Below are 25,086 nucleotides of genomic sequence, written 5' to 3' on the forward strand. Positions count from 1 at the left end.
CCGCTCCGCGCCCGCCGGGGGCCCGCGGCCCGACCGTCCGGGCGCGCGGCGGGCCGGGCGCCCGCGTAGGGTTGGGTGGACCCTTCATCTCGTATCCGGAGCACCTTTTCTGTGAGCCAGCAGCCGCGCCGCCGCCCCAGCAAGCCCTACCGCCGCCCGCAGAAGGACCCGGTCAGGATCCTCGCTTTCGAGGCGTTGCGGGCAGTGGACGAGCGGGACGCCTACGCGAACCTCGTCCTGCCGCCGTTGCTGCGCAAGGCGCGCGAGGACGCCGACTTCGACAGCCGGGACGCGGCGCTGGCGACGGAGCTGGTCTACGGAACGCTGCGCCGCCAGGGCACCTACGACGCGATCATCGCGCAGTGCGTGGACCGGCCGCTGCGGGAGGTCGACCCCCCGGTCCTGGACGTGCTGACGCTCGGCGCGCACCAGTTGCTGGGCACCCGGATTCCCACGCACGCAGCGGTCAGCGCGAGTGTCGAGCTGGCGCGGGTGGTGCTCGGTGACGGGCGGGCCAAGTTCGTCAACGCGGTGCTGCGGAAGATCGCCGCCCACGACATGGACGGCTGGCTGGAGCGGGTCGCCCCGGAGTACGACGAGGACCCCGAGGACCACCTCGGCATCGTGCACGCGCATCCGCGCTGGATTGTCTCCGCGCTGTGGGACGCGCTCGGCGGTGGCCGCGCCGGCATCGAGGACCTGCTGGAGGCGGACAACGAGCGGCCCGAGGTCACGCTGGTGGCACGGCCCGGCCGCGCCACGGCCGACGAACTGCTGGACGCCGTCGGCGAGGACAGCGCCCTGCCCGGCCGCTGGTCCCCGTACGCGGTACGGCTCGCGGAGGGCGGCGAGCCGGGTGCGCTGGACGCGGTGCGCGAAGGGCGGGCCGGCGTCCAGGACGAGGGCAGCCAGCTCGTCGCGATCGCGCTGGCGAACGCGCCCGTCGAAGGCCCCGACCGCCTCTGGCTGGACGGTTGCGCGGGCCCCGGCGGAAAGGCGGCGCTGCTGGCCGCGCTCGCCGCGGGGCGCGGGGCCGCCCTGGTGGCGTCGGAGAAGCAGCCGCACCGTGCGCGGCTTGTGGCGCGTGCGCTGGAGGGCAACCCCGGCCCGTACGCGGTCATCGCCGCCGATGGCACCCGGCCTGCCTGGCAGCCCGGGGCCTTCGACCGGGTGCTGGTGGACGTGCCGTGCACCGGCCTGGGCGCGCTGCGCCGGCGGCCCGAGGCGCGTTGGCGCCGCCGCCCGGAGGACCTGGCCGGCTTCGCGCCGCTGCAGCGCGAGCTGCTCCGGCAGGCGCTGGTGGCGGTACGGGTCGGCGGCGTCGTCGGCTATGCGACCTGCTCCCCGCACCCGGCCGAGACGCGCGCCGTGGTGGACGACGTCATCAAGGGCCACAGCGGCCAGGCCGTGGAGGTCGAGTGGATCGACGCCCGGCCGCTGATGGCGGGTGTGCCGGCGCTCGGCGACGGTCCCGATGTCCAGCTGTGGCCGCATCTGCACGGTACGGACGCGATGTATCTGGCGCTGCTGCGGCGGACCGCCTGAGGAAGGGCGGCGCCCTCGGCACGGTCGAGGGTGCTCAGGGTGCCCGGCTTGCTCCGAGTTCGGGGACAGTGTGTTCCGTAACCTGAGGGCGGGGGTGGTGCGTCGAATCGCCGGGACCGGCCTGTAAGGACCGGGTGGCGGAGATGGCTCCCGAGCGGATCGGGTACAGAGTGTTTACGTTCATCTGTTGACGCTGCGGAGGGCCGGTCGTAAGTTGAGGGCCTGTCGGCGGGCCGGTCGGGTTTCCCGGGGCCGGGCCGCTTCGCTCTGTCCTCCCTTCCGTACCGGAGTGCCGCATGAGTTCACGTCGTACCCCGGGGTCCGAGCCCGGTGAGCAAGGCGTCCGGCCCGTTGCCCGCGGTGGCCGCCCCAAGGACCCTGAGGTGCACGGCAAGGTGCTGGACGCCGCGGCCGAACTCCTCCCGGAACTCGGGTACTTGGAGCTGACGATCGAGAAGGTCGCGGCGCGGGCCGGGGTCACCCGCAAGACGGTCTACCACCGGTGGGCCAACAAGGCGGCGCTGGTCGGCGACCTGCTCATCGCGCACGCCGTCGTCGACCATGTGCCGGACCTCGGTGACACCCGGAGCGAACTCGCCATCCTCTTCCGGCAGATCCTGCGGGATGTGCGCGACGACCGGGGGACGCTGATGTCGGCCTTGTGGGCGACCATCGGCGAGCCTGCCGTCCTTGACCGGTTCCGGTCCGAAGTGCTGGGACCCCGGCGGCAGTTCGCACGGGCCGCGGTGCAGCGCGGGGTGGCCCGCGGTGATCTCCCGGCCGATATCGATGTGGATCTGCTGATCGACATGTGGTCGGGGGCGGTGCTGTTCCGGACCGATGTCCGCGCGGACACCTTTCTCGCCTCGCAGGCCGACGCGCTCGTCGACCTCGCGCTGTGCGGGTCCGTACCGAGGCTGCCGTCGGGCACGGAGGCATCCGGCGCGGGCGCTGCGCATGCCGGGGTGCCGGCGGCGGCATGGGATGCGGGCATGGACGGGGGCGGAGCCGGGGACGGAGGCGGAGCCGAGCACGGGGACGGTCTCGATGACGCCGGTCCTTCGGGTGAGGGTGCGGCCGACAGGCCATGATCCTGCGGATCTGCGGATCTGCGGATCTGCGGCTCTGCGGCGCTGCGGTCTCTGGGATCTCAGTGGCCCCTGGGATCCCCGCGACCTCTGACCTCTGACTTCCGGCCTCTGAGTCTCCGGCCTCTGAGTCTCTGGCCGGTCCTCTCGCCATGCGTCGCTGAGGCCGGTGCCGCAGGCCCCGGTGCTTTGCTGAACCCCGAGCTTTCCTGACCCCGACTCCCCGAACCCGCCCGGCGGCCGCCGGCTCCCTCTGGCTCCCGCCCCGCTTCTCGCTTCTCCCGGAGCCTGGCCAGGCTCTCTTCGCCCTCCCTCCCTTCAGCCCCGCCCATCCGAGGAGCTGTCATGCTCAGATCAAAGCTCGCCCCGCGTGGATCCCTCGGTCCCACCGCGATGCTCTCCTCCATGGCCCTCGTGGAGGTCGCCAGTGGTGCCACCCAGCAGTACCTGCCGCCGATCCTGCCCGCGCTCGGCGCCCAGGTCGGCATCACCACTGCCCAGCAGAACTGGATCGTCGTCGTCCAGATGGCCGGCTGCGCCGTGCTCACGCCCGTGCTCTCACGGCTGGGCGACGGCTTCGGGTACCGGCGGGTCCTGCGGGTGTCCATCGGCATGGTGGTGCTCGGCTCGCTGCTCATGGCGCTGCGGCCGACGCTCGGCTTCCTCACCATCGGCGCGTTGCTGCAGGGCGGCGTGGTCGGATTCATGCCGCTGATGATCGGCATCCTGCGCCACCAGCTCGGCGACGCCGCATCCCGGCGCGGCATCGGGGTGCTGGTCGGCGCGCTGCTCCTGGCCGTCGGCTGTGCGGGTATCGCCTCCGGCGCGGTCGGGGCGCACGATGCCCGGTCGGGTCTGTGGATCGGTGTCGGCGCCGGGGTGCTCGGAGCGGCCGCCGGGTTCCTGCTGCCGGACGCCGCGGCGCCGCCGGCCGCCGCGCGCAGCTTCGATCTGCGCGGGTTCCTGCTGCTGACGGCCGGGCTCGTGGGTGTCGTACTCGCCCTCGCCCAGGGCGCCGCCTGGGGTTGGACCTCCGCCGCGACGCTGGGCTGCGGGCTGCTGGGCATCGCGGGGCTGGCCGGCTGGTGGGCGCTGGAACTGCGGGTCGTGCGGCCGCTGGTGGACGTACGGATGTTCCGCAATCCGAGGGTCGCGGTGCTGAGCGTGGTGACGTTCTGCGTCGCGGCGGCCACCATCGGATCGATCGCCTTCAACGCGACCTTCCTCGGCGCCTCGCCGCACGACGTCGGGTACGGCACCGGGCTGCGGGCGGGGGCCATCGGCTGGGCGCTGCTGCCCATGACGCTCTCCAGCGTCCTCACCTCGGCGCTCTCGCCGGCGCTGCTGCGGGCCTGTGGTGAACGGGCCACCGTGGCCGCCGCCGGGGTCGCGACGCTCATCGGATTCGGCGGACTGGTGGCCGTGCACGACAGCCTCGCGGCGTATCTGGTCGCGTCGTTGTTCATCGGCGCCGCGCTCGGCCTCTTCGAATCGGTCACCCGGACGCTGACCGTGGAGGCCGTCGCCAAGGAGGAGACCGCGAGCGCGGCCGGGATCAACGAACTGGTGCTGTCCCTGGGGGCGGCCGTGGGGGCCGCGGTCCTCGGGGCGGCACTCGGCGCGCACACCGCCGCCGACGGCCGGGTCGGCCTCGGCGGCTACACCACCGGCTGGGCGCTGTGCGCCGTCGCGGGACTGGCGGCGGCCGCCGTCGCACTGCGGCTGCGGCCGGCCACAGCCGCCCCGCCCGCCGGCCCCGAGGCCCGGCCCGCGACCCCCACTCACTCCGCCCACCCCGCGAAGGAGCACTGACCGTGCGGCTCACCCGGCACCACCACACCGTCCGCGACCACGCCGAGTCCTGGCGCCGTCCGCTGCTCGACCTCAGCCACCGGTTGCACGCCGACCCGGAGACGGCGTACGAGGAGCACCGTGCGGCGGCCGCGCTGGCGGACCTCGCCGCGCGCGCGGGCTTCGCCGTCGAGCGCGGGGTGGCCGGGCTGCCCACCGCCTTCACCGCTGTGCGGGGCACCGGCGACCTGGTCATCGGCCTGTGCGCGGAATACGACGCGCTGCCCGGCATCGGACACGCCTGCGGGCACAACGTCAACGGCACGGCGGCGCTCGGCGCGGCCCTCGCCCTGGGCGCGGTCGCCGACGAACTGGGTCTCACCGTCAAGCTGTTGGGCACACCCGCGGAGGAGGACGGCGGCGGCAAGGTCGACATGATCGACGCCGGGCTCTTCGACGACGTGGCCGTCGCGATGATGGTGCACGCCGCGAACGCCGACACGGTGGGCAATACGTCGATGGCCATCGGGGCGTGGGACATCACGTACACCGGGCGCCCCGCGCACGCCGCCGCCGCGCCCTGGGACGGGGTCAACGCACTCGACGCGCTCACCGTCGCACAGACCTCGATCGGCCTGCTGCGCCAGCACCTGCCCCAGGACGCCCGGGTGCACGGCATCATCACCGACGGCGGCCAGGCCCCGAACGTCATTCCCGAACGGACCGCGGCCCGCTACGAAGTGCGGTCCGCGACGCTGGAGTCGATGCGTGCCCTGCAGCGCCGGGTGGCGGTCTGTTTCGAGGCGGGCGCGCTGGCCACCGGTGCCGCGCTGCACATGGCGCCGCACGGCCACGACTTCGCCGAGCTCCGCCAGGACGGCACCGTCGCCGGGATCTACGCCGAGGCCGCCGAATCCCTCGGGCGCACCGTCGGCCGGGCACCGGAGCGCGGCGGCTCCACCGATATGGGCAATGTCTCCCAGCTGCTGCCGACGATCCACCCGATGATCGGTTACGACACCGGCGGCGCGCACCAGCACACCCGCGAATTCGCCGCGGCCGGCACCTCGGCGGGCGCCGACCGCGCGGTCCTGGACGGTGCGGTGGCCATGGCCTGGACCGGCGTCGAACTGGCCACCGGCCCCGGCCACCGCGACCGGCTCCGCGCCGCCGTCAGCGCGCGCGCCCGTACACCGCGGCCCACCGCCGAACCCACCGGCGCGCACCCCTGACCTCCCGGCGCCCGGGACCCCGCCCCCGACGCGGATCCCCCCTCGGCGGGCCGAAGGGGGCACGCCATACTGGGGGTATGGCCTTGATCAACCCCAGCATCCTGTCCGCAGACTTCGCCCGCCTCGCCGAGGAGGCGAAGGCCGTCGAGGGCGCCGACTGGCTCCATGTCGACGTCATGGACAACCACTTCGTCCCGAACCTCACGCTCGGCGTGCCGATCGTCGAATCGCTGAGCAAGGCGACGGACACCCCCCTCGATCTGCACCTGATGATCGAGGACCCGGACCGCTGGGCGCCGCAGTACGTCGAGGCCGGGGCCGGGTCCGTCACCTTCCACGCGGAGGCGGCGGCCGCCCCGGTGCGCCTGGCACGGGAGATCAGGGCGCAGGGCGCGCGGGCGTCGATGGCCCTCAAGCCGGCCACTCCGATCGAGCCGTACGAGGACCTGCTCGGCGAGCTGGACATGCTGCTGATCATGACCGTGGAGCCGGGCTTCGGCGGCCAGGCGTTTCTCGACATCATGCTCCCGAAGATCCGCCGGACCCGTGAGCTGATTTCCCGGCACGGTCTGGAGCTGTGGCTCCAGGTGGACGGCGGGGTCTCGGCCGCCACCATCGAGCGGTGCGCGGAGGCGGGCGCCGACGTGTTCGTGGCGGGCTCCGCGGTGTACGGCGCCGACGACCCGGCCAAGGCCGTCCGTGACCTGCGGGAAAAGGCGGATGCGGCGACCGCGGCGAGCTGGGGCTGCGCGCACTGAAGCGGCGTGCCCAGGGGATTGCCGACCCGGCCGGGGCAGGGCAGCCTGAGGCGGCGGGCGGCCCGTGCCACCGGTTGTCCGTGCCGCAACCGAGCGTTCACGACGTCCAGAGCGGTCGTGGTCCCCGCCGACCTCGGGTTTCTGCAAGGATGAGCAAAGACTCGATCAGATGCGCCAAAGGGGAGAATTTCGTGGTAGCCAGCCGCCCACAGTCCGGAATGGGCCCCGCCGAGCTGGTGCAGGCCGCGGCCATGGCCCGCCGTTTCTATCTTGAGAACAAGTCCAAGATCCAGATCGCGGAGGAATTCGGCGTCAGCCGGTTCAAGGTCGCCCGCGTGCTGGAGACAGCACTGGAACGCGATCTCGTACGCATCGAGATCCGGGTGCCGTCCGAACTGGACGCCGAACGCTCCGACGCGCTGCGGGCCCGCTACGGCCTGCGGCACGCCGTCGTCGTCGAATCCCCCGCGGACGCTTCCGAGGACGCCGCCGACCCGGAGAACCTCGGCGAGGTCGCGGCCGACCTGCTGGGCGAGCTGGTCGCCGAGGGCGATGTGCTGGGCCTGGCCTGGGGCCGCTCGACCATCCACATGGCCGCCGCGCTGCACCGCCTCCCGCCGTGCACCGTCGTGCAGCTGACCGGCGTCTACGACGCGGGCACCGCCGACCGCGGCTCGGTCGAGGCGGTCCGCCGCGCGGCCGACGTCTCCGGCGGCGAGGCGCACCCGATCTACGCGCCGATGCTGCTCCCCGACTCGGCGACGGCCGCAGCCCTGCGCGGCCAGACCGGCATCGCCCGCGCCTTCGAGTACTTCGACAAGGTCACCGTCGCCTGCGTCTCCATCGGCTCCTGGGAGCCCGGCGTCTCCACCGTCTACGACATGCTCTCGGAGCAGGAGCGCGAGCACTACGCCTCGCTCGGCGCCGCCGCCGAGATGTCCGCCCACCTCTTCGACGCGGACGGCCGGCGCATCGGCCGGGACCTCGGCGAGCGCTGCATCACCGTCGAGGCGGACCGGCTGCGCCGGATCCCCGAGGTCGTCGCGATCGCCGGCGGCCGGCGAAAGGCGGCCGCCATCGGCGCGGTGCTCCGCTCCGGTCTCGTGACGAGCCTGGTGACGGACACCGCCGCCGCCGACCATCTGCTCCTGGAGACCGGCCCCGGACCGCGTCCCGCCCTGGACCGGGCGGACCCTGACGGGGTGTGACCGCCCGGCCGGTGCGCACCGTTCCACGACGCGCAGCCCGGCCGGTGCTGTGACAGCATCGGCGCCATGGTGATCCGCTCCGGCCCGCGCAGGGCCGCCGGCGTCATCGGCGCGCTGCTCGCCGGGCTGCTGCTGGTGCTGACGGGCTGTTCCACGGGCGGCGGCAACGGGAGCGCGGGCGGATCGCAGCCGTCCGCCACCGGCGTCGCCGGCCGGCCGTCCACCGCGCCGGGTCGGACGGCGGGGATGCCGGTCGTCCCGTCGGGCGACCTGCCCGCCGAGGCGCGGACGACCCTGCGGCTGATCGACGCCGGCGGGCCCTTCCCCTACCGGCAGGACGGCACCGTCTTCGGCAACGTCGAACGGCTGCTGCCCCGTCAGCCGCGCGGCTACTACCACGAGTACACGGTCCGCACCCCCGGCTCGCCGGACCGCGGCGCCCGTCGCCTCATCACCGGCGAGGGCCACGAGACGTACTACACCGACGACCACTACCGGACCTTCAAGGCGGTGCTCCGATGACGGGATCCGTGCCCCGGCCGCTCGCTGCGGTGCTCGACGGCAGTACGCCCGCGGGCGTACTGCCCTGGCCCGCCGACCGCCCGGTGGCCGATGCGCTGGCCGCCGCGCGCGACGCCGGCTGGAGCGCCACCGCCCTGGATCTTGAGGGGGCCGCGGACAAGGACGCGTTCATGGAGCGGTGCTCCCGCGCGCTGGGACTCCCGGACTGGTTCGGCCGCAACTGGGACGCGCTCGCCGACTGCCTCACCGACCTGTCCTGGTGCCCCGCGGACCGCGGCCGGCTGCTGGTCGTCACGGGCTGGCAGGGCTACGCGTCCGGTGAGCCGGACGACTGGAGCATCGTCGAGGGGGTACTGGCGGACGCGGTCGGCTTCTGGCGCGGGACGGAGACCGGACTCGTGGTGATCATGGCGCGGGGGCGGGCGCGGGAGCGGATGTAGGGAGCACCTTCCCCGAGGCCCGCTTGGCAGATCCCACATACGGCCCAAGCATCGCTCGGATCATCGTATGACCCCTGGTCAGGGCCCGTATCCTGGCTGTATGCGATTCCTGAATCCGAAGAACGGCGCCCTCGAAGAGAGTTCTTCGGTGCCCTACGACCTGACGTACGACGATGTCTTCATGGTGCCCGGACGCTCCGCGGTGGGCTCCCGCCAGGGCGTGGACCTGTCCGCGCCCGACGGCAGCGGCACCACCATTCCGCTGGTGGTCGCCAACATGACCGCGATCGCCGGCCGCCGGATGGCCGAGACCGTCGCCCGCCGCGGCGGCCTGGTCGTCATCCCGCAGGACATCCCGATCGACGTCGTCACCGAGGTCGTGACCTGGGTCAAGCGCCGTCATCTCGTGCTGGACACCCCGATCGTGCTGTCGCCGATCGCGACCGTCGCCGACGCGCTGTCGCTGCTGCCCAAGCGCGCGCACAACGCCGGCATCGTCGTCGAGGGCGGCCGCCCGATCGGCGTCGTCACCGAGCACGACCTGGCCGGGGTGGACCGCTTCACCCAGGTGTCCGAGGTCATGTCCAAGGACCTGCTGGTCCTGGACGCGGACATCGACCCGCGGGAGGCCTTCAACCGCCTCGACGCCGCCAACCGCAAGCTGGCGCCCGCCGTCGACGCGGACGGCAAGCTGGTCGGCATCCTGACCCGCAAGGGCGCGCTCCGCGCCACCCTCTACACCCCCGCCACCGACGCCGACGGGAAGCTGCGGATCGCCGCTGCCGTCGGGATCAACGGCGATGTGGCCGGCAAGGCCAAGGCGCTGCTGGACGCCGGCGTGGACACCCTCGTCGTGGACACCGCGCACGGCCACCAGGAGTCGATGATCAGCGCGGTCAAGGCCGTCCGGGCGCTGGACCCGCAGGTGCCGATCGTCGCGGGCAACATCGTGGCCGCCGAGGGCGTGCGTGACCTCATCGAGGCGGGCGCGGACATCATCAAGGTCGGTGTCGGACCGGGCGCGATGTGCACGACCCGGATGATGACCGGTGTCGGCCGCCCGCAGTTCTCCGCGGTCCTGGAGTGCGCGCGGGAGGCGAAGAAGTTCGGCAAGCACGTCTGGGCCGACGGCGGCGTCCGCCACCCCCGCGACGTCGCGATGGCGCTGGCCGCCGGCGCGTCCAACGTCATGATCGGCTCGTGGTTCGCCGGCACCCTGGAGTCCCCGGGCGACCTCCAGCACACCGCCGACGGCCGTCCGTACAAGGAGAGCTTCGGGATGGCCTCCGCGCGTGCGGTGCGCAACCGCACCAGCGAGGAGTCGGCCTACGACCGGGCCCGCAAGGGACTCTTCGAGGAGGGCATCTCCACCTCCCGGATGTTCGTCGACACCGCCCGCCCCGGCGTCGAGGACCTGATCGACTCGATCATCGCGGGCGTCCGCAGCTCCTGCACCTACGCGGGCGCCGCCTCCCTGGAGGAGTTCGCCGAGAAGTCCGTCGTCGGCGTGCAGAGCGCCGCAGGCTACGCCGAGGGCAAGCCGCTGCACGACAGCTGGAGCTGACCCGCAGCACGCCGCACACCGGCTCACCGGCCCCGCGCCGCTCGCGTCCCGTACGCGAGCGGCGCGGGGCCGGCCGCGTTTCCACGACGGCGGCGGCGCCCCGCGCCCGCCGCCCCCGGCAGGCGGGCGCCCCCACGGTCCCCGTACGATCGACAGTCAAGCGCGCAACGAACGACCGCCCGCCGCCCCGGTGCGCAACGATCGTCCGTGGTTGCGCAAGGAACCTGCATTACGGCAGGTCAGCGCCGGGCCGTAAGGTCAAGCGCTGTACGTGGAGTGGCGGGGACCGCCTGCTCGGCGGTCTCCTGCTGCGGGTTGTCTCGTCATGCCCGCATGCCGACCGCTGCCGGTCGCCGTCATCCGATCCGCCTTCCCGGCAGCGATAAAGGAGCCACCTCAGTGTTGGACCACGGCGCAGCCCCTCCCGCAGGGGACAGCGACCCCCGGCGGCCCTCTCCCGGCGGCCTCGGCGCCCGGCTCATGCGGCGCAAGCCGGTCGAGCGGCTCGTCGCCGAGGGCGGCCAGGGGCAGGGCGGCTCGCTCCGCCGCTCGATGGGCATGTGGCAGCTGACCATGATCAGCATCGGTGCCACCCTCGGCACCGGCATCTTCGTGGTCCTCGGCGAGGCGGTCCCGGACGCCGGCCCCGCCGTCGTGATCTCGTTCGTGATCGCCGGTATCACCGCCCTGTTCTCCGCGCTGTCGTACGCGGAGCTGGCGGGCACCATCCCGGTATCCGGCTCGTCCTACTCCTACGCCTACGCCACTCTGGGCGAACTGATCGCCTGGGTCTGCGGCTGGTGTCTGATCCTGGAGTACGGCGTCTCCGTCGCGGCCGTCGCCGTCGGCTGGGGCCAGTATCTGAACGAATTCCTCAGCGGCACCTTCGGCTTCGCCATCCCCGACGCGCTCTCCCAGCCGCCCGGTGACGGCGGCATCTTCAACCTGCCGGCGCTGCTGGTGGTGATCCTCGCCATGGTGTTCCTGCTGGGCGGCGCCAAGGAGAGCGCCCGCGCCAACACCATCATGGTGACGGTCAAGATCGTCGCGCTGCTGCTGTTCTGCGGGGTGGCGCTGCAGGGCGTACGCGCCGGGAACTACACCCCCTTCATGCCGATGGGCATGGCGGGCGTCAGCGCCGCCGGTGCCACCCTGTTCTTCTCCTACATCGGCTTCGACGCCGCCTCCACGGCAGGCGAGGAGGCCAAGAACCCGCAGCGCGACCTGCCGCGCGCGATCATGCTCTCGCTGGTGATCGTCACCGCGCTGTACTGCCTGGTCGCGGCCATCGCCGTGGGCGCACTGCCCTGGCAGAAGTTCGAGGGCTCGGAGGCCGCGCTCGCCGGGATCATGAAGAGCGTCAGCGGCCAGAGCTTCTGGGCCGTCCTGCTCGCCCTCGGCGCGGTCGTCGCCATCGCCAGCGTCGTGCTGACCGTGCTCTACGGCCAGACCCGCATCCTCTTCGCGATGTCCCGCGACGGCCTGGTGCCGAAGGTGTTCTCCAAGGTCCACCCCAAGAGTGGCGCGCCGCGCGCCAACACGGTGATCGTCTCGCTGTTCTGTGGTGTGCTCGCCGCCGCCGTACCGCTCGGCCAGCTGGCCGACGCCACCAGCATCGGCACCCTCTTCGCGTTCGCGCTGGTCAATATCGCGGTGATCGTGCTGCGCCGCACCAGGCCCGATATGCCGCGCACGTTCCGCACCCCGCTGTCCCCGCTCTTCCCGGCGATCGGCTTTGTGCTGTGCCTCTACATGATGGGCAGTCTCGACGCCGTGACCTGGGTGGTCTTCGGTGTCTGGATGGTCGTCGGCCTTGTGGTCTACTTCGGATACGGCATGCGCCGGTCCCGAATGGCCACGGCAGAGAAGTGATCCACCCGCAGTGCGACTGAACGATCTCGACGAACGCATCGTCCACGCCCTTGCCGAGGACGCGCGCCGCAGCTTTGCCGACATCGGCCAGGAGGTCGGCCTGTCGGCCCCGGCGGTCAAGCGCCGGGTGGACCGGCTGCGCGCGGACGGTGCCATCACCGGATTCACCGTACGGGTCGATCCGGCGGCCCTCGGTTGGGAGACCGAGGGGTTCATCGAGCTCTACTGCAGCCGCAACACCTCACCCGAGGCGATCCACCGCGGCCTGTCGCGCTACCCGGAAGTGGCGTCCGCCTCCACCGTCACCGGTGAGGCGGACGCCATCGTCCAGGTCTTCGCCGCCGACATGCGGCACTTCGAGCGGGTGCTGGAACGGATAGCGGGCGAGCCCTTCGTCGAGCGGACGAAGTCGGTACTCGTGCTCTCCCCCCTGCTGCGGCGGTTCGGCTCGGGGGCGCCGCGCTAGGGCGTGTCGTCACACTCCCTCCCCTGGCTGACGCCGGGAGGTGCCCTCAGCCTTGCGACGCCTGGCATGCCTGGCACGCGTGCTCGCCGCGTTCTCGGGGTCGCCCCGGTATGCCCAGTACCGGGACGGCCTCCGCCTTGCGCTCACACGCACCGGACGCCGCAAGGCCTGCCCTTCGGGCAAACGACGGGAGTGTGACGACGCTCCAGGTCAATACACCTAGCGCGTGTCCGAGAAGCGGGTGAGGGCCGGGACGAGGTCGCCGTGGGTGGCGATGCCCACGACCCACAGCCGGGAGCTCTTCGGACGCCCAGCGCGTGGACGAGTGCCTCGACCCCCTCCCGGCCCCTGCGCTCACCGGCCCCCAGAGCCGCCGCGACGGCCTGCGGCAGCAGCTCACCGTCACGGAGCGAGGCCGGCTCGACCCACTGGGCGCGTCCCTGGCGGCCGGTGCGCACCCGGCTCGCCGGCTCCAGCGCGAGCCGCGTCTTGCCGACCCGCCGGGGCCGACCAGGGGCAGCAGCGGGTGGACCTCAACAGCGTGCGCAGGCGGGCCAGTTCACGTGCGCGGCTGACGAATTCGTCGAGGGGCGGGGCAGTCCGCGGCCCGGCCCCGGCTGCCGGGATCCGGCCGTACCCGGCCCGGTGGATCAGCGCCGCGGGCCGGCGGAGGCCTCCAGCATCTCCCCGAACCGGCGGCCGAAGAGATAGGCGTCCCCCGGCCACCGGCCGAGAGGTAGGTGCCGTCCCGCACGACGAACGCCGGGGTGTCGTCGGCCGCCGTGCCGCGGGCGGTGAGCGTCCTGGGTCCCCGGACGAACTGTGCGGCCGGATCGTCAAGAGCGGCCTTGACCTCGTCCTCGACGTACGCCGGACAGGTGCGGTAGTAGCGGCCGGGGCGCCAGGCGGTGGCCAGGTAGGCGGAGCGTTCCATGTACGTCGGCAGGCAGGTCGTCCGCCGGCACACTGCGGTTGCCCGCGGTGCCCTCGTCGGCTCCCGGCGCTGCGGCACCGGGGCCAGCGGAAGCCGTACGGGTCCGCGCCGCCACCAGGACGCCGTGGCAGATCGCGCCGACCGGCCGCTCCAGGGCTCAGAATCTGCCCACCTGCCGCCGCAGGACCTGCGAGCCCAGGTACCGGCGCATTCCCGGCGCGTGCCCGCCCGGCAGGATCCGTCCGTCGAAGGCGTCCGGGACCAGCTCGGCCCAGCTCACCGTCGCGGCGAACTCCGTGCTGCGCCTCAGCGCGTCGTAGCAGCGCTTCGGCTCAGTGGCGGCGCCTAGCCGGCCGAACAGGGCGCCGGTCAGCAGCTTCGGATCGCCCGCGGGCCGGGTGCCGGCACGCTCGGTGGTGAAGGTGACCCGGTGGCCGGCGTCGGTGAGCAGCCGCCAGGGGACCGCGACCTCGGTGATGTCGAAGTCGCGGTCGGGGAGGGGGATCAGCACACGCATGCCGTCATGATGCCGGACGGCCTCGTCGCGCAGCGGTTTTGGCATCAGCGGACAAATTCGAAACCGCCCTGAACGGGGCTCAGTTCGGCCGACGTACCGGTCAGCAGGTCGAACCCGCGCCGGGTTCGCGCTCGACGACAGGAGTCGCGCATGTCCCGGAAGAGAAAAGTCGGCAAGGGCGGGAAGATCGCCCTCTGCGTCAGTGGTGCCATGGTGGCCGGCGGCGTCGCCTTCACCATGGCGGGCACCGGCCATGCGTCGGCGGCCTGTGACGGACTGGCCACCGCCCTGAGCAACAACCAGAAGTTCATCGCCGCGCAACGGGCCGCCCCCGATGCCCAGTCGGCGGCGCGGATCGCCAACCGCGAGGCGGTGATCAAGCAGATCGGAGTCCAGCAGAAGGAAGCGGGCTGTTCTGGCGCCGGTGCCGGTTCCGACGGCGGGGCCGCTGCCGGTGCCGGGGGCGGGGACGCCTCGGCCGGCGCGAGCGCACCCGGGTCCGCCGAGCCGCCGGCGTCCTCCGCGTCCGCACCACCGCCCGCGTCCTCCGACCCGGCCCAGCCGGCCGGTGACGTCGTCTGCCCGGGATCGACCGTGACGCTCTCCGGGGAGGGCGGCGCACCGGCCGCATCCAGCGACGAGTTCCCCGTCGGTACCCAACTGAAGGTGACCAACCTGGACAACGACAAGTCGACGACGGTGTCGGTGACCTCGACATCCGGTAGCTGCGCGCTGCTCAACAACGCGGCGTTCGAGCAGGTGCGGGAGGAAGGCAAGTTCCTCATCCGCAACGCCCGCATCGAGCGTGTGAGCTAGCGCGCCGGCGCGGGACCACGCACCCTCCCCCTTCCCGGTCCCGCGCTCCCCGCCCGCCGCCCGGATTCCGGACTCCCCTCCCGCATCCGGGCGGCCGGCGGGCCCCGTCAGGCCGTGCGCCGCGCCTGCCGGCCGGCCCGGCCTTCTGACGCCGGGTGGTAGCGGACCGACAGCACCGGGTGAGCGTCCGCCGCCCGCTCCGCTCCCTCCCCGCAGGACGCCCGCGCCCCCGCGCGGCGCCCACCCCGCCCCCTGCTCACCTGGCCCGATGCCCCCGCGCAACGAATCGCCGTGGTGACGCGTGAACGCGCAATGAATCGTCCACCGGGACGCAACGGTGGCGCCTTGTCCCGGATCCGCGGCGGACCGTACCGTCAATGCGTCCCGCCGTAACCGTCCCGCCGAGGGGTCCCATGTCGCCGCTGCACACCGCCCTGCTCCAGAGTTCGGGACGGCCCGGCGACGTCGCGCACAATCTGCGGGTGCTGGACGAGGCGGCGCGCGAGGCGGCCTCGACCGGCGCCGGTCTGCTCCTCTGCCCCGAGCTGTTCCTGACCGGCTACGCCATCGGCGCCGACGTCCACCGGCTCGCCGAGACCGCCGACGGCGACAGCGCGCGGGCCATCGGCCGGATCGCCGCCGCGAACGGCATCGCCGTCCTCTACGGCTACCCCGAGCGGGCCGCCGCGGACGACGAGGGCGACGCCCGCGGTCGGGACACCGCCGCCCCGGTGTACAACTCCGCGCAGCTCATCGGGCCGGACGGCGCCCGGCTGGCGAACTACCGCAAGACGCATCTGTTCGGCTGCTTCGAGCGCGACTTCTTCACGCCGGGGGACCAGCCGGTCGTCCAGGCGGAGCTGGACGGCGTCCGGATCGGCCTGCTGATCTGCTACGACGTGGAATTCCCGGAGAACGTCCGGGCGCACGCGCTGGCCGGCACCGACCTTCTGGTGGTGCCCACCGCGCAGATGCACCCCTTCCAGTTCGTCGCCGAGACCGTCATCCCGGTGCGCGCCTTCGAGAACCAGATGTATGTCGCGTACGTCAACCGGGTCGGCGTGGAGGGCGAGTTCGAGTTCGTCGGGCTCAGCTGCCTGGCCGGCCCGGACGGCGTGGTCCGTGCCCGCGCCGGCCGCGGTGAGCAGCTGGTCCAGGCCGCGGTCGACCCCGGCTTCCTCAAGGAGTCGCGGGCCGGCAACCCCTATCTCGCCGACCGGCGCCCGGAGCTGTACGGCTCCCTCGGCTGAGGCTCCCGCGGCGACCGCCGCACCCCGCCCCGCCCTCTTTCGTACCCGCACACCGCCGCCCCCCTCAGACCTGCCCGCAAGGAGTCCGTCCCCGATGACGTCCACGGTGCCCACCGCAGCCCACCACGCGGATGCCCAGCCGCCGATCACCATGTTCGGCCCGGACTTCCCGTACGCCTACGACGACTTCCTCGCCCACCCGGCGGGCCTGGGCCAGGTCCCGGCGACCGAGCACGGCAAGGAGGTCGCGGTCATCGGCGGCGGCCTCTCGGGGATCATCACCGCCTACGAGCTGATGAAGATGGGCCTCAAGCCCGTCGTCTACGAGGCGGACCGGATAGGCGGCCGGCTGCGCACCGTCGGCTTCGACGGCTGCGACCCCTCCCTGACGGCCGAGATGGGCGCGATGCGCTTCCCGCCGTCGTCCACCGCCCTGGCGCACTACATCGACCTCGTGGGGCTGCACACCACGCCGTTCCCCAACCCGCTGGCGCCCGAGACGCCCTCGACGGTCGTCGACCTCAAGGGCGAGTCCCACTACGCCACCTCCGTCGACGACCTGCCGCAGGTCTACCGCGACGTCATGCACGCATGGAACTCCTGCCTGGAGGAGGGCGCCGACTTCTCCGACATGAACCAGGCGCTGCGCGAGCGGGACGTGCCGCGCATCCGGGAGATCTGGGGCCGGCTCGTTGAGAAGCTCGACAACCAGACCTTCTACGGCTTCCTCTGCGACTCGTCCGCTTTCACCTCCTTCCGGCACCGGGAGATCTTCGGCCAGGTCGGCTTCGGCACCGGCGGCTGGGACACCGACTTCCCCAACTCCATCCTGGAGATCCTGCGGGTCGTCTACACCGAGGCCGACGACCACCACCGCGGCATCGTCGGCGGCAGCCAGCAGCTGCCGCTGCGCCTGTGGGAGCGCGAGCCGGCGAAGATCGTCCACTGGGCGATGGGCACCTCGCTGTCCACGCTGCACGACGGCGCGCCGCGTCCGGCCGTGACCCGGCTGAACCGCACCGCGGGCAACCGCATCACGGTGACCGACGCCGACGGCGACATCCGCACCTACGAGGCGGCGGTGTTCACCGCGCAGTCCTGGATGCTGCTGTCGAAGATCGCCTGCGACGACGCGCTGTTCCCCATCGACCACTGGACGGCGATGGAGCGCACCCACTACATGGAGTCGTCCAAGCTGTTCGTGCCCGTCGACCGGCCCTTCTGGCTGGACACCGACGAGGAGACCGGCCGGGACGTGATGAGCATGACGCTCACCGACCGGATGACCCGCGGTACCTACCTCCTGGACAACGGGCCGGACCAGCCGGCCGTCATCTGCCTCTCCTACACGTGGTGCGACGACAGTCTGAAGTGGCTGCCGCTGGACGCCAACGAGCGGATGGAGGTCATGCTGAAGTCGCTGTCCGAGATCTATCCGAAGGTCGACATCCGGGGCCACATCATCGGCAACCCCGTCACCGTCTCCTGGGAGAACGAGCCCTACTTCATGGGCGCGTTCAAGGCGAACCTGCCCGGTCACTATCGCTATCAGCGGCGGCTGTTCACCCACTTCATGCAGGACCGTCTCCCCGAGGACAAGCGCGGCATCTTCCTCGCGGGCGATGACATCTCCTGGACGGCGGGCTGGGCCGAGGGCGCCGTGCAGACCGCGCTCAACGCGGTGTGGGGCGTGATGCACCACTTCGGCGGCGGCACCGACCGGGCCAACCCGGGCCCCGGTGACGTATACGACGAGATCGCGCCGGTCGAGCTGCCGGAGGACTGACCGGGCGGGACGACGCGACGGGGCGGGGGAGCGAGCCCGGGGGAGCGGGGCGGCGGGCCATGGGCGCGCCGCCCCGCGGTCACAGCCCGGCCGCGCGTACCCCGGCGTGCAGTTCGGCGGCCCGGTCGGCCAGCTCCTTGCCGTCCCGGCAGTGCACCTGGAGATCCAGCAGCACCTCCCGGGCCCCGGCTTCCGCGGCCCCGGCCAGGTCCTCGACGACCTGGTCATGACTGCCGGAGTACGGGCGGCGCCCGGCCCGCGGCAGCGGAGCTCCGGTCAGCTCGACGCCGACCCGCAGCGAGACGTCGACGGCCTTCGGGTCCCGGCCGTGCCGCTCCACCGCCGACCTCAACGTGCCGAGCAGCGGCGTGAGTTGCTCTCCCGTCAGGTGGGCGGGCAGCCAGCCGTCGGCCCGTCGCGCGACCCGCTCCAGCGCCCGGCCGCCGGTCGCGGCCAGATAGACCGGGACGGGGCGGGCCGGTTTGGGGCCGACCGAGGCGGGCGCGATCTCGGTGTAGGCGCCCCGGTACGCCACCGGGTCGGCGCCCCAGACCGCCGCGCAGACATCCAGCAGCTCGTCCAGCTGGTCCCCGCGGCGGGCGAACGCGGTGACCCCGGCCGCGCGGTACTCGTCCCGCGACCAGCCGGTGCCCAGGCCCGCCAGCAACCGGCCGCCGCTCGCGGCGTCGAGTGTCGCCAGCGTCCTGGCCAGGGGGAACGGCGCATGCAGTCCGGAGACCAGCACGCTGCTGCCCAACCGCACCCGTTCGGTGACCGCGGCGGCGAAGGAGAGCGTGACCAACGGGTCGGCGCAGGCGTGGTAATGGTCGGGCCAGGGCGCGTCCCGGACCCCGAACAGGCCGTCCAGCGGCCGCTGTGGGAACACCGTCCGCTCGAAGACCCAGACGCTGTCGAAGCCGGTCTGCTCCGCGGCTCGCGCCACGTCCGGCACATCGTGCCGTGGGTCGTACTGCGCCATCTGGGGCAGCCCCAGTCCGAGCCGTAGCGTCATGGAGGGCACCCTACGGTCGTCCGCGGCGAAGCGGAACGAGGCTGCCGGGGGAGTGGTGGCGGCGAGGGGCGGCGGGCCCGGCCCTTCAGTTCAGGGGGGTCAGCAGGCAGCGGCCCACCAGACCGACGCTCGCGTCCAGCCGCTCGGTGAACTCCTCGGCCACCTCCGGCAGCCGGCGCGCTCCCCACAGCATCCGGGCCGCGGCCCAGGCCCCTTCCCTGGCCATGTCCAGGCTCCAGGAGCCGACGAGATGGGTGAGCGGATCGGCGATGTCCAGTACGTCGGGGCCCGGCATCAGGCTCTCCCTGATCCGCTCCTCCAGCCCGCCGAGCACCTCCCCGACCCGCTCGAAGTCCCCTTCCAGGGCGTGCGGTTCGCAGTCCAGAACCCGGCAGGTGTCGAGCACCGCAAGGGCGAGGTCGTGCCCGATGTGCGCGTTGATCCCGGCCAGCGCGAACTGCAGCGGATGGACGCCGGGATGGCGCCTGAGCTGGAACAGCGGCCGCCAGCAGGCCGGTGTGCGCAGGCCGGCGGCCGCGGCGTCCACCGCGCCGAAGTAGCGCCGCGCGAAACGGATGTCCAGCTCTCCGGCGGTGCCCGGGTCCTCGAACCCGCCGTCGCCGAGGTGCCGGGCCACCGATTCGGTGACGGTCAGATAGACGCGGTTGAAGACGGCCACCCCGTCGTCGGCGGGCAGCGCGGACTCCAGCGCCCGCATCCGGGCCAGCACCTCCGCCACCCCGCCCGCCGGGGGCCGCGGGCCTTCGGCGGGCGGCCCGCAGGAATCCCCGGATGTGTCCTGCGGGCCGTGGCGGCCGCGCTGCGCAATCGTCGTCATCGGCTCAGCGTGACATCCAGCGGGCGGATATCGGGGTTTGTCGTGTGGCGATGACCGGAACGGGGTAATAACCGGCGCGCCCTCTTGTGGCTTTCCGGTCGGCCTCGAAGAGCTGGCGACGATCATTCAGCACCACATCATCTCGGCGTTCCAGGAGTCACCGCATCCAACGCGGTGCCGAATTCCGGAGGTTGGCGCATGTCCCGAAGACTTGCCGCAGCCCTTTCCGCCCCTCTCCTTGGCATGTCCGCGCTATTTGTCGCGGCCGCCCCCGCCCAGGCCGCACCCGCGGACAAGCCCAGGGTCCTGTCGAGCTGGACCCAGACGAGCACGAGCAGCTACACCAACTGGGTCGCAGCGCGCGGCAATCAGTCGAATTGGTCGGCCTACGGATTCGACTGGTCGACCGACTATTGCTCCAAGTCGCCCGACAATCCCTTCGGATTCCCGTTCCAGATCTCCTGTGCGCGGCATGACTTCGGTTACCGCAACTACAAGGACGCGGGAACATTTGATGCCAACAAGCCGCGGTTGGACAGCGCGCTGTACGAAGATCTGAAACGGGTCTGCGGCCGCTACGCAGGTGCGCAGAAGGCCGCCTGCACCGGCCTGGCCTGGACGTATTACCAGGCGGTCAAGAAACTCGGCTGAGCCGGGGGCCCGGATTCTCCTGGGCGCGGGGTGCGGGGCACGGTGCCGCGCCCCGCGCTCATCCCTTGTCGTCGTACGACGAGGTGCCCTCGTCCAGCAGCGGCGCACCGGACTTGAGGTGGGCAGGGGCCAGCGCGCGCAGGAGGTGGTAGCCGGCAAGGACGACGATCGTGCCCAGGGCGATGCCGCTCAGCTCGAAGTTGTCGCTGATCTTCAGGCTGACGCCGCCGATGCCGATGATGATGCCGGCGGCCGCCGGCACGAGGTTGAGCGGATTGCGCAGGTCCACCTTGTTGTGCACCCAGATCTGCGCACCGAGCAGGCCGATCATGCCGTACAGGATGACGGTGATCCCGCCCAGTACCCCGCCGGGGATCGCGGCCACGATCGCCCCGAACTTCGGGCACAGGCCGAACAGAAGGGCGAAGCCGGCCGCCGCCCAGTAGGCCGCGGTGGAGTAGACCCGGGTCGCCGCCATCACGCCGATGTTCTCGGAGTAGGTGGTGTTGGGCGGGCCGCCGAGCGCGGTCGACAGGACCGAGGCGGCGCCGTCGGCGGAGATCGCGGTGCCGAGCTTGTCGTCCAGCGGGTCGCCGGTCATCTCCCCCACGGCCTTGACGTGTCCCGCGTTCTCCGCGACCAGCGCGATGACGACGGGCAGCGCGACGAGGACCGCCGACCATTCGAAGGTGGGCCCGTGGAAGGACGGCAGCCCGATCCAGTCCGCCGGGCCGACCGCCGAGAAGTCCAGCCGCCAGTGGTCGGTCAGCTTGCCCGCGCCGTTCACCGAGTGGATCTGCCCGAAGACCCGGTCGAAGACGAACGAGACCGCGTAGCCGAAGACCAGCCCCAGGAAGATCGCGATCCGGGACCAGAATCCGCGCAGGCAGACCACGCCGAGCGCGGTGACCAGCATCGTCAGCAGCGCGACCCACTGGTCCTGCGGCCAGTACGTACGCGCGGTCACGGGCGCCAGGTTGAAGCCGATCAGCATCACCACGGCGCCGGTGACCACCGGCGGCATCGCGGCGTGAATGATCCGCGCACCGAACCGCTGGACGGCCAGCCCGACGAGGAAGAGCGCGGCGCCGACGACCAGCACCGCGCCGGTGACGGTGGCGCTGGTGCCCCCCTGTGCCCGGATGACGGCGGCGACACCGACGAAGGAGAGCGAACAGCCCAGATAGGAGGGCACCCGGCCGCGGGTGGCCAGCAGGAAGATCACCGTCGCGACGCCGGACATCATGATCGCGAGGTTGGGGTCGAGCCCCATCAGCACCGGGGCGACGAAGCTCGCGCCGAACATCGCGACGACGTGCTGCGCGCCGAGCCCCGCGGTCCGTGGCCACGACAGCCGCTCGTCCGGCCGGACGACCGCTCCAGGGGCCGGGTTGCGCCCGTCGCCGTGCACGGTCCAGCGCACACCGAGGCCCATGACTGCTCCACTTCTTCTTCGCACTGCGAAAACCGATGGCGTACGGCCGAGGCCGATGACCGGGCAATGGTAGTGCGGGGCAAGTCCACTTGATCCCGGTATGCCGTGTACCGGAATGCATGGTCCCGGTCACCCCTCCCGGCGGCGGAAGCATTCTAAGCATCCGCTTACGATGGCTCCGACCCGCACCAGGGGCACCGGGCGCCCCATCGGAACCCTCCCTCCGCCCCCACGGCAGCAGCAACCGCACCAAGAAACTCCAGGAGCATCACCCGTGAGCGTCGAACCCCTCCAGACCGACCACGCCGTCCCGTACGGACAACTGGTCCCCGTCACCGTCCACTTCGACGACCTCGACGCGCTCGGCATGCTCCACAACTCCCGCTACCCGCTGCTCGTCGAGCGCGCCTGGGCCGAGTACTGGCACGGCAAGGGCTTCACCTTCGACGGCGACTGGGCCGCCGCCGGCGACATGTGCAACGTCATCAAGGAGATGCGGGTCTCCTACGAACGCCCCGTCACCGCGCCCGGCCGCCACGCCGCGCACCTGTGGGTCGAACGCCTCGGCCGCACCGGCCTCACCTACGGCTTCCGGCTGTGCTCCGCCGACGGCGAGGTGACCTACGCCCAAGGCCACCGCGTCCTGGTCCGCGTCGATCCCCAGGCGTTGCGCCCCACCCCGTGGTCGGACCGCGCCCGCGCCGTCGCCGCGGAACTGCTGCGCCCGGAGGGGGCGGACACGGCGCAAGCCGCGGCCTGACGGCGGCCGGGCCGCCGGGCGTCAGGAGCGTTCGAGGCCGGTGGGCCGCGCCGCGGGGGAGGCCGCTGCCGTACTCCCCGGCACCCGCAGCACCCGCGCGCCCACGATCAGGCCGAAGGCCAGCGCTGTGACCATCACGAAGGACACCGTCAGCGAGGTCGCCTCCGCGATCCCGCCGATCGCGGAGGGCGCGATCAGTCCGGAGGCGTAGGTGATGGTGGCGACGCCGGCGATCGCCTGGCTGGGCGCCGGTCCGCTGCGCCCGGCCGCCGCGAAGGCCAGTGGCACGACGACCGCGATCCCCAGGCCCACCAGGGCGAAGCCGCCCATCGCCATCGCGGGGTGCCGCGCGGTCACGATCAGTACGCCGCCGACCGTGGCCAGCACCCCGCCGGCCCGGACCGTACGCACCGCACCGAAGCGGGCCACCACCTTGTCGCCGGCCAGCCGGGCGGCGGCCATGGTGCAGGCGAACGCGGTGGTCGAGGCGGCTGCCAGGCCCGCGTCGGTGTCCAGTACGTCGCGGAGATAGACGGCGGACCAGTCCAGGCTCGCGCCCTCGGCGAAGACCGCGCAGAACCCGACCGCGCCGATGATCAGCGCCGACTTCGGCGGCAGCGTGAAGCGCGGCGGCGGGTGTTCCTCGGGGGTGCTGCGCAGATCGAGTACCCCCTGGCAGGCGAGCACGCCCAGGAGGGTGAGGATGACGGCGGCGCCGCCGAGATGGAGCCGGGCATCCGTCCCGGCGTGCGCGGCGACGGTGCCGGCCGCCGAGCCGAGCAGGGCGCCCACGCTCCACATACCGTGCAGCCCCGACATGATCGGCTTGTCGAGCCGGTTCTCGGTCTCCACTCCCAGCGCGTTCATCGCGACGTCGGACATGCCGGCGCTCGCGCCGTAGAGCAACAGCGCCGGGCACAGCACGTACAGGCTCGGGGAGAGCGCGGGCAGGATCAGCGCGAGGGTCCAGAGCGCGAGCAGGCCGCGCAACGCGGTGCGGGCGCCGAAGCGATGGCTGATCCGGCCGGCCAGCGGCATGGCCAGGGAGGCGCCGATGGCCGGGAAGGCGAGGGCGAGGCCGAGCTGGCCGGGGGTGATGGCGGTGTGTTCCTGGATCCAGGGGACGCGGGTGGCGAAGTTGCCGGTCACCGCGCCGTGGACGAGGAACACCGCGGCCACCGACCAGCGCGCGCGGCGCAGTTCGCGGGAGGAGCGGGAGGGCGGGGGGAGAGGGGCGGACCGGGGGAACGGAGTGGCGTCGGGGACGCCGTTGCCAGCCATGGCGGTAAACTATCAGGAACCCTGCCTGTTAATAAGAGGATTTCGGTCTGGAAGGATCCCGCCATGCATGCACAGCGCGCGGCGGCCGCAGGGCGCACCGCCTCCCCGAGCACCGCACGACAGATCAACGACCGGCTGGCTCTGCAACTCCTGCAGTCCGAAGGGCACTTGACGGCAACTCAGCTCAAGGCCCTGACCGGCCTGTCCCGGCCGACCGTCGCGGATCTCGTCGAACGCCTGCAGAGCGCGGGCCTGATCACCGTCGTCGGCGAAAGCGGCGCACAGCGGCGCGGGCCCAACGCCCGGCTCTACGGCATCGTCGCCGACCGGGCCCATCTCGTCGGCCTCGATCTGCGGACCCACAGCGCCACCGTCGCCGTCGCCGACCTCCTCGGCCGGGTACGCGCCGAACGCACCGTCCCCGTCCGCCCGGACGACACCCGCGAGCAGGCCGTCGACGCCGCCCTCGGCGCCCTGGACGACACCCTCGCGACGGCGGGCGTGGACCGGCCGCACACCATCGCCGTCGGCGCCCCCGGCCTGATCGACCCGGCCACCGGCCGGCTCGGCGGCACCGACTGGATCCCCACCTGGCACACCCACGCGATCGCCGCGCTGCGGGAGCGGATCGCGGTACCGGTGCTGATCGAGAACGAGGCCAACCTCGCCGCCCTCGCCGAACAGCGCGACGGCGCCGCCCGCGACCGCGACACCTTCGTCCTGCTGTGGCTGGGACACGGCACCGGCGCCGCCGTCGTCCTGGACGGCCGGCTGCGCCGCGGCGCCTCGGGCGGGGCCGGCGAGATCGGCTTCCTGCCGGTCCCCGGCACCGCCGCGCTGCCCTCCGCCAAAGGCTGCGACGGCGGCTTCCATTCGCTGGCCGGTTCGGCGGCGATCGTACGGCTGGCGGCGGATCACGCCTTCGCGGCGTCCGCCGAGGTCACGGCCGCCGCGGACGACGGGGACGCGCCGCCCGCCGAGGCGCTGGTCCGGGCCGCCGTGGGCCGCCCGGACGGGGAGGCCTTCCTCGACGCGCTGGCCGGCCATGTCGCCGTCGGGGTGGCGGCCGTCAGCGCCGTCCTCGACCCCGGCTGTGTGGTCCTCGGCGGGGAGATCGGCCGGGCCGGCGGCGCGGCGCTCGCGCGGCGTGTCACCGAGCGGCTCGCCCGGATCTCCCCGCTGGCCACCGAGGTGCGCGCGGGCGCCGTCGGCGGCCGGGGGGTGCTGCACGGAGCGATCCAGGTGGCGAGGGACGCCGCGCAGGCCGACCTCTTCCCGGCCGGCGGCTGAGCGCGCCGGGGCGGGGGCGGCCGGCGCGAC

22 protein-coding genes are annotated in these 25,086 nt (G+C 72.8%); 17 read left to right on the plus strand and 5 right to left on the minus strand.

What is annotated here, in order from left to right:
- Positions 1 to 111 precede the first annotated feature (111 nt).
- From ACIRQ7_RS24300 to ACIRQ7_RS24350, 11 genes are all read left to right on the plus strand, one after another.
- The gene (locus ACIRQ7_RS24300; RefSeq protein ID WP_404264865.1) at positions 112 to 1,545 is read left to right on the plus strand and encodes an RsmB/NOP family class I SAM-dependent RNA methyltransferase; all 1,434 of its coding nucleotides are present in this window, start codon (positions 112 to 114) and stop codon (positions 1,543 to 1,545) included.
- A gap of 296 nt (positions 1,546 to 1,841) precedes the next feature.
- Positions 1,842 to 2,636 carry a TetR/AcrR family transcriptional regulator gene (locus tag ACIRQ7_RS24305; protein ID WP_404264866.1) on the plus strand — a complete coding sequence of 265 codons (795 nt, stop codon included), beginning with the start codon at positions 1,842 to 1,844 and terminating at the stop codon, positions 2,634 to 2,636.
- 342 nt (positions 2,637 to 2,978) lie between these two features.
- Positions 2,979 to 4,445, plus strand: coding sequence for an MFS transporter (locus tag ACIRQ7_RS24310; RefSeq protein ID WP_404264867.1), 1,467 nt, complete (start codon positions 2,979 to 2,981; stop codon positions 4,443 to 4,445).
- A 2-nt stretch (positions 4,446 to 4,447) separates the two neighbouring features.
- Positions 4,448 to 5,656 carry an amidohydrolase gene (locus ACIRQ7_RS24315; RefSeq protein WP_404264868.1) on the plus strand — a complete coding sequence of 403 codons (1,209 nt, stop codon included), beginning with the start codon at positions 4,448 to 4,450 and terminating at the stop codon, positions 5,654 to 5,656.
- Positions 5,657 to 5,733: 77 nt separating this feature from the next.
- Positions 5,734 to 6,414 carry a ribulose-phosphate 3-epimerase gene (rpe, locus tag ACIRQ7_RS24320; RefSeq protein ID WP_401475128.1) on the plus strand — a complete coding sequence of 227 codons (681 nt, stop codon included), beginning with the start codon at positions 5,734 to 5,736 and terminating at the stop codon, positions 6,412 to 6,414.
- A gap of 218 nt (positions 6,415 to 6,632) precedes the next feature.
- Positions 6,633 to 7,622, plus strand: a complete 990-nt coding sequence (locus ACIRQ7_RS24325) for a sugar-binding transcriptional regulator (RefSeq protein WP_401475131.1) — start codon at positions 6,633 to 6,635, stop codon at positions 7,620 to 7,622.
- A gap of 66 nt (positions 7,623 to 7,688) precedes the next feature.
- Positions 7,689 to 8,144 (plus strand): ribonuclease domain-containing protein, encoded by a 456-nt coding sequence (locus ACIRQ7_RS24330; RefSeq protein ID WP_404264869.1) that lies wholly within the window; start codon positions 7,689 to 7,691, stop codon positions 8,142 to 8,144.
- Positions 8,141 to 8,584, plus strand: coding sequence for a barstar family protein (locus tag ACIRQ7_RS24335; RefSeq protein WP_404264870.1), 444 nt, complete (start codon positions 8,141 to 8,143; stop codon positions 8,582 to 8,584). Before ACIRQ7_RS24330 ends, ACIRQ7_RS24335 begins: the two co-directional genes overlap by 4 nt.
- A gap of 100 nt (positions 8,585 to 8,684) precedes the next feature.
- Positions 8,685 to 10,148 carry a GuaB1 family IMP dehydrogenase-related protein gene (locus tag ACIRQ7_RS24340; protein WP_401475140.1) on the plus strand — a complete coding sequence of 488 codons (1,464 nt, stop codon included), beginning with the start codon at positions 8,685 to 8,687 and terminating at the stop codon, positions 10,146 to 10,148.
- Between the two features lie 399 nt (positions 10,149 to 10,547).
- Positions 10,548 to 12,020 carry an amino acid permease gene (locus ACIRQ7_RS24345; RefSeq protein ID WP_404264871.1) on the plus strand — a complete coding sequence of 491 codons (1,473 nt, stop codon included), beginning with the start codon at positions 10,548 to 10,550 and terminating at the stop codon, positions 12,018 to 12,020.
- 10 nt (positions 12,021 to 12,030) lie between these two features.
- Positions 12,031 to 12,486 carry an Lrp/AsnC family transcriptional regulator gene (locus ACIRQ7_RS24350; protein WP_401475146.1) on the plus strand — a complete coding sequence of 152 codons (456 nt, stop codon included), beginning with the start codon at positions 12,031 to 12,033 and terminating at the stop codon, positions 12,484 to 12,486.
- Between the two features lie 1,091 nt (positions 12,487 to 13,577).
- Here ACIRQ7_RS24350 and ACIRQ7_RS24355 read toward each other — a convergent pair.
- Positions 13,578 to 13,937, minus strand: a complete 360-nt coding sequence (locus ACIRQ7_RS24355) for a type 1 glutamine amidotransferase domain-containing protein (RefSeq protein ID WP_404264872.1) — start codon at positions 13,935 to 13,937, stop codon at positions 13,578 to 13,580.
- 150 nt (positions 13,938 to 14,087) lie between these two features.
- On the opposite strand from ACIRQ7_RS24355, the gene ACIRQ7_RS24360 reads away from it, so the two are divergent.
- The 3 genes from ACIRQ7_RS24360 to ACIRQ7_RS24370 all read left to right on the plus strand — a co-directional run bounded on the left by ACIRQ7_RS24360 (position 14,088) and on the right by ACIRQ7_RS24370 (position 17,789).
- Positions 14,088 to 14,753 carry a hypothetical protein gene (locus ACIRQ7_RS24360; protein ID WP_404264873.1) on the plus strand — a complete coding sequence of 222 codons (666 nt, stop codon included), beginning with the start codon at positions 14,088 to 14,090 and terminating at the stop codon, positions 14,751 to 14,753.
- Between the two features lie 413 nt (positions 14,754 to 15,166).
- Positions 15,167 to 16,003, plus strand: coding sequence for a carbon-nitrogen hydrolase family protein (locus ACIRQ7_RS24365; protein WP_404264874.1), 837 nt, complete (start codon positions 15,167 to 15,169; stop codon positions 16,001 to 16,003).
- A 94-nt stretch (positions 16,004 to 16,097) separates the two neighbouring features.
- Entirely contained in the window at positions 16,098 to 17,789 is a 1,692-nt protein-coding gene (locus ACIRQ7_RS24370; protein ID WP_404264875.1) for a flavin monoamine oxidase family protein, read from the plus strand.
- Positions 17,790 to 17,868: 79 nt separating this feature from the next.
- On the opposite strand, the gene ACIRQ7_RS24375 is transcribed toward ACIRQ7_RS24370, so the two are convergent.
- Together ACIRQ7_RS24375 and ACIRQ7_RS24380 are read right to left on the minus strand one after the other, a co-directional pair.
- Positions 17,869 to 18,801 carry a TIGR03619 family F420-dependent LLM class oxidoreductase gene (locus ACIRQ7_RS24375; RefSeq protein WP_404264876.1) on the minus strand — a complete coding sequence of 311 codons (933 nt, stop codon included), beginning with the start codon at positions 18,799 to 18,801 and terminating at the stop codon, positions 17,869 to 17,871.
- A gap of 85 nt (positions 18,802 to 18,886) precedes the next feature.
- Positions 18,887 to 19,540, minus strand: a complete 654-nt coding sequence (locus ACIRQ7_RS24380; protein ID WP_404264960.1) for a DUF5995 family protein — start codon at positions 19,538 to 19,540, stop codon at positions 18,887 to 18,889.
- Positions 19,541 to 19,837: 297 nt separating this feature from the next.
- Here ACIRQ7_RS24380 and ACIRQ7_RS24385 point away from each other — a divergent pair, with 297 nt between their 5' ends.
- Positions 19,838 to 20,290 (plus strand): phospholipase, encoded by a 453-nt coding sequence (locus ACIRQ7_RS24385; protein ID WP_401475158.1) that lies wholly within the window; start codon positions 19,838 to 19,840, stop codon positions 20,288 to 20,290.
- 58 nt (positions 20,291 to 20,348) lie between these two features.
- On the opposite strand, the gene ACIRQ7_RS24390 is transcribed toward ACIRQ7_RS24385, so the two are convergent.
- The gene (locus ACIRQ7_RS24390; RefSeq protein ID WP_404264877.1) at positions 20,349 to 21,725 is read right to left on the minus strand and encodes a uracil-xanthine permease family protein; all 1,377 of its coding nucleotides are present in this window, start codon (positions 21,723 to 21,725) and stop codon (positions 20,349 to 20,351) included.
- Between the two features lie 274 nt (positions 21,726 to 21,999).
- Between ACIRQ7_RS24390 and ACIRQ7_RS24395 the strand changes: the two genes are divergently transcribed.
- Positions 22,000 to 22,485 (plus strand): acyl-CoA thioesterase, encoded by a 486-nt coding sequence (locus tag ACIRQ7_RS24395; protein ID WP_404264878.1) that lies wholly within the window; start codon positions 22,000 to 22,002, stop codon positions 22,483 to 22,485.
- A 21-nt stretch (positions 22,486 to 22,506) separates the two neighbouring features.
- Here the strand turns inward: ACIRQ7_RS24395 and ACIRQ7_RS24400 are convergent, their stop codons facing one another.
- A complete protein-coding gene (locus tag ACIRQ7_RS24400; protein WP_404264879.1) occupies positions 22,507 to 23,766 on the minus strand; it encodes an MFS transporter in 1,260 nt (419 codons plus the stop codon).
- 63 nt (positions 23,767 to 23,829) lie between these two features.
- On the opposite strand from ACIRQ7_RS24400, the gene ACIRQ7_RS24405 reads away from it, so the two are divergent.
- Entirely contained in the window at positions 23,830 to 25,056 is a 1,227-nt protein-coding gene (locus ACIRQ7_RS24405; protein ID WP_404264880.1) for an ROK family transcriptional regulator, read from the plus strand.
- Positions 25,057 to 25,086 lie beyond the last annotated feature (30 nt).

The sequence above is a fragment of the Streptomyces sp. NPDC101393 genome (assembly GCF_044767385.1).
In the GTDB taxonomy this organism is placed as follows: domain Bacteria; phylum Actinomycetota; class Actinomycetes; order Streptomycetales; family Streptomycetaceae; genus Streptomyces.

Bases quoted from the DNA above. Each gene is read 5' to 3' on its own strand.
- ACIRQ7_RS24305 (WP_404264866.1), top strand. From the start codon at position 1,842: ATGAGTTCACGTCGTACCCCGGGGTCCGAGCCCGGTGAGCAAGGCGTC.
- ACIRQ7_RS24310 (WP_404264867.1), top strand. From the start codon at position 2,979: ATGCTCAGATCAAAGCTCGCCCCGCGTGGATCCCTCGGTCCCACCGCG.
- rpe (WP_401475128.1), top strand. From the start codon at position 5,734: ATGGCCTTGATCAACCCCAGCATCCTGTCCGCAGACTTCGCCCGCCTC.
- ACIRQ7_RS24325 (WP_401475131.1), top strand. From the start codon at position 6,633: ATGGGCCCCGCCGAGCTGGTGCAGGCCGCGGCCATGGCCCGCCGTTTC.
- ACIRQ7_RS24330 (WP_404264869.1), top strand. From the start codon at position 7,689: ATGGTGATCCGCTCCGGCCCGCGCAGGGCCGCCGGCGTCATCGGCGCG.
- ACIRQ7_RS24335 (WP_404264870.1), top strand. From the start codon at position 8,141: ATGACGGGATCCGTGCCCCGGCCGCTCGCTGCGGTGCTCGACGGCAGT.
- ACIRQ7_RS24340 (WP_401475140.1), top strand. From the start codon at position 8,685: ATGCGATTCCTGAATCCGAAGAACGGCGCCCTCGAAGAGAGTTCTTCG.
- ACIRQ7_RS24355 (WP_404264872.1), bottom strand. From the start codon at position 13,937: ATGCGTGTGCTGATCCCCCTCCCCGACCGCGACTTCGACATCACCGAG.
- ACIRQ7_RS24360 (WP_404264873.1), top strand. From the start codon at position 14,088: ATGTCCCGGAAGAGAAAAGTCGGCAAGGGCGGGAAGATCGCCCTCTGC.
- ACIRQ7_RS24365 (WP_404264874.1), top strand. From the start codon at position 15,167: ATGTCGCCGCTGCACACCGCCCTGCTCCAGAGTTCGGGACGGCCCGGC.
- ACIRQ7_RS24370 (WP_404264875.1), top strand. From the start codon at position 16,098: ATGACGTCCACGGTGCCCACCGCAGCCCACCACGCGGATGCCCAGCCG.
- ACIRQ7_RS24375 (WP_404264876.1), bottom strand. From the start codon at position 18,801: ATGACGCTACGGCTCGGACTGGGGCTGCCCCAGATGGCGCAGTACGAC.
- ACIRQ7_RS24385 (WP_401475158.1), top strand. From the start codon at position 19,838: ATGTCCCGAAGACTTGCCGCAGCCCTTTCCGCCCCTCTCCTTGGCATG.
- ACIRQ7_RS24390 (WP_404264877.1), bottom strand. From the start codon at position 21,725: ATGGGCCTCGGTGTGCGCTGGACCGTGCACGGCGACGGGCGCAACCCG.
- ACIRQ7_RS24400 (WP_404264879.1), bottom strand. From the start codon at position 23,766: ATGGCTGGCAACGGCGTCCCCGACGCCACTCCGTTCCCCCGGTCCGCC.
- ACIRQ7_RS24405 (WP_404264880.1), top strand. From the start codon at position 23,830: ATGCATGCACAGCGCGCGGCGGCCGCAGGGCGCACCGCCTCCCCGAGC.